This window comes from Proteus sp. G4380 (assembly GCF_963885725.1).
Lineage (GTDB): Bacteria > Pseudomonadota > Gammaproteobacteria > Enterobacterales > Enterobacteriaceae > Proteus > Proteus mirabilis.
The window spans coordinates 1-3102 of the sequence record NZ_CAWPAV010000187.1; the positions used below are offsets into that span (position 1 = coordinate 1).

At 37.3% G+C, this 3102-nt stretch carries 3 protein-coding genes; 1 reads left to right on the plus strand and 2 read right to left on the minus strand.

Going from position 1 to position 3102, the window contains the following annotated elements; genetic code table 11:
• Positions 1 to 137 precede the first annotated feature (137 nt).
• Complete coding sequence (locus AACU98_RS16555; protein WP_004244302.1) at positions 138 to 815, minus strand: hydrolase; 678 nt, start codon at positions 813 to 815, stop codon at positions 138 to 140.
• Between the two features lie 279 nt (positions 816 to 1094).
• On the opposite strand from AACU98_RS16555, the gene AACU98_RS16560 reads away from it, so the two are divergent.
• The gene (locus AACU98_RS16560; protein WP_004244304.1) at positions 1095 to 1970 is read left to right on the plus strand and encodes a pirin family protein; all 876 of its coding nucleotides are present in this window, start codon (positions 1095 to 1097) and stop codon (positions 1968 to 1970) included.
• 73 nt (positions 1971 to 2043) lie between these two features.
• Here AACU98_RS16560 and AACU98_RS16565 read toward each other — a convergent pair whose 3' ends face one another.
• Positions 2044 to 2949 carry a LysR substrate-binding domain-containing protein gene (locus tag AACU98_RS16565; RefSeq protein ID WP_049200693.1) on the minus strand — a complete coding sequence of 302 codons (906 nt, stop codon included), beginning with the start codon at positions 2947 to 2949 and terminating at the stop codon, positions 2044 to 2046.
• Positions 2950 to 3102 lie beyond the last annotated feature (153 nt).

Genomic DNA, 3102 nt, shown 5'->3' on the forward strand with positions numbered 1-3102 from the left:
ATAAACATAAGTCTACACTTTACTTTTACACCCTTGTTAAAAACAATATTATTGAAAAAAAGCAAAAATAATGCCTATAAAAATAATATTTATAGGCATTTTTAAATTAATAAGTTTTAAATAAATTCAAGAACAAATTAACGTTGTGAATCTAAAGTTTCATTATTCTTTATAACATCTTGAGCTTTACTATAACTTTCAATTAATAACTGATAAGCAGGGAATATTTGGGTATAAGCTTGAGCCCATTCAGCGGCATCTGCACGGTTCCAAGTTTTTTGCATTTCAGAAGCCACTGCTGCCGTATCCATAGGCACAACACCAGCTTGAACAATACGTGCTAAGGTAATTTCTTCTGCCATTTTGCTATACGTTCCTGATGCATCAATCACAGCAAAAACTTGATAACCTTCAGCAACAGCACTAATTGCTGGGAATGCCATGCAAACACTCGTAATAGTACCAGCAATAATTAATTGCTTTTTACCCGTTGCTTTCACAGCTTCAACAAACTCAGGGTTATCCCATGCGTTAATTTCACCTTTACGGGCAACATATTTAGCATGTGGTGCATTTTGATGAATTTCTGGAATTAATGGGCCATTAGGACCTTGAGGGACAGAAGCCGTTGTAATAACTGGCATCTTCGCTAATGTTGCCATTTTTGCTAATACTGCAGCACGAGCGCGTAATTCCGTCATTGGCATATCACCAACGGTTTGGAATAAACCACTTTGGTGATCGATCAATAACATAACAGCATCATCTGGATTAATAACTGGACGTTGACCATTGAAATTTGCAGGAGTACTCATTTATTTATTCCTTCTAATTAACAAAAACGATTATTAACAATATGAAGAAGATATAAGGAAATAGCGTTAATTATCTCCTCGCTCTCGATATAATTAACAATAGTCAATTAATTAAAAAGTCGGTAGTAGCAATAATGATAAACACTATTCTAAAAATAGAACACTGAAACACTTTTGTCATTGTTCTATTTTTAGAATAATGAAACCTATTTTCCCCTCTACTCAAATCAATATAGCTCATTAGAATACCACCTATAGAAATTTTATAGGAATATCATTATGAAAAAAGTTATTGGTGTTTATAAAGCGCCTCGTCAACATTGGGTCGGTGATGGCTTCCATGTACGCTCACTATTTAGTTATGGTGATCATGGTAAATATTTAAATCCATTTTTATTATTAGACAGAGCCGGCCCGACTGATTTTCCAGCCTCTCAAGGCCATAACCGTGGTGTAGGCGAACACCCTCACCGTGGGTTTGAGACTGTGACTATTGTCTATAAAGGGGAAGTGGCACATCACGATTCTACAGGTGAAGGAGGAGTGATTGGCCCTGGAGATGTACAATGGATGACCGCAGCATCAGGTATATTACATCAAGAGTATCACTCTGATGCCTTTAACCAAGCGGGAGGCATACTTGATATGGTGCAGTTATGGGTAAACCTCCCATCTCATGCTAAATCAGCGCCTGCTGGCTATCAGTTACTCAAAGAGAGTGCTATTCCAGTGCTTCCATTAGCGAATGATGCCGGACAACTGCGCGTGATTGCGGGGGAATATCATCAAACTCAAGGGGCGGCAAAAACCTTTTCACCTGTTGACGTTTGGGATATTCAATTGAAAAGTGGTAAATCTACGACCTTACCAAGCAAAAAAGATCGCTATGTGGGATTAGTGATACTCCATGGTAGCGCCTATCTTGATAGCCAAACTCAATTAAATACGGGCGATTTGGTTATTTTAGATAATCAAGGTGGCTCAATTAACCTTGAAGCCATTGAAGATGCAGTTGTGTTATATCTTAGCGGAGAGCCAATTAATGAGCCTGTAGTTGGTTATGGTCCATTTGTGATGAACAGCAAAGATGAAATTAGGCAAGCTATTGATGATTTTAACCAAGGTAAATTTGGTCGTATCCCAAACGAAATATGATTAATACTCTCCTTGCTCTATAACTTTTATAACAAACGGCTGCTCACTTAGAGCAGTCGTTTGTATCTATTTTTTACTCTTTATATGGAGCCATATTCTGCGCTAAATAATCTAATAACACTTGAATAGCAGGTAATAAACCTTTTCGTGACGGATACACGGCATGAATAACATCTTTAGGAAAACGCCACTGTGGTAAGACTTCCACCAAAGAGCCATCTGTTAACTCTTTCTCTACGACACTCAATGGTAAACGCGTGATCCCAAGTCCCTTTAATGTTGCTTTATATAAAGTCATCACATCCGTTGTCGCTAATTTAGGTGTAACATGTTGCGTTGAAACGGTACCATCATTATGGGTAAGCGTTAGCGTATACTGCTGCGAATGTTCGCTATTAGCTAAAATAGGATAATCAGCAAGTTGCTCTGGAGAATCAGGCGCACTGTTGGTTGCAAATAATAGCGGATTAGCAACTAAAACACGGCGAGAATAGCCTAATATTTTCATCGTTAAGCCAGAATCATCCAAAGGTAATGCTCTAACTCGTAAAGCTAAGTCAAGACCTTCACTGATCACATCCACAGGGCGATTGATCGCTAAAATTTGTATATTGATATCAGGATATTTTGCCATAAAATCCACCAAAATATCTTGAATATAAATTTGCAGTAATGCAACTGGGCAAGAGAGTTTGATCGTGCCGTGAGGATGCCCTTGAGCTGAACAAATAACCTCTTGAGCAATCTCCGCTTGTTCAACGACATTTTTACACTGTTGGTAAAAAGTTTGCCCTATCTTAGTGACATGAAATTGACGAGTTGAACGATAGATCAGCGAGACCTTTAGTCTCTCTTCTAAATCAGCAATACGACGACTAAGTTTTGATTTAGGAATACCTAACGTTTCGGCCGCTTGTGAAAAACCGCCAAACTCCACCACTTTAACAAAATAATAGAGGTCATTTAGATCATACTTCATCGCCTATTACCTATTTAATTGTCATTATATAAAAACTGAATTGTTTCAGCTTCGGAAATTATGATACATATATTATGATCTATTTTCACGCTAATAATATATTATAGGCTGATATTTTAGTAAAATAAAAATAACCATTAATTATAGCAATAT

Excerpts from the sequence above, each read along its gene's own strand:
- AACU98_RS16565 (WP_049200693.1), bottom strand. The coding sequence starts at position 2,949 with ATGAAGTATGATCTAAATGACCTCTATTATTTTGTTAAAGTGGTGGAG.
- AACU98_RS16560 (WP_004244304.1), top strand. The coding sequence starts at position 1,095 with ATGAAAAAAGTTATTGGTGTTTATAAAGCGCCTCGTCAACATTGGGTC.
- AACU98_RS16555 (WP_004244302.1), bottom strand. The coding sequence starts at position 815 with ATGAGTACTCCTGCAAATTTCAATGGTCAACGTCCAGTTATTAATCCA.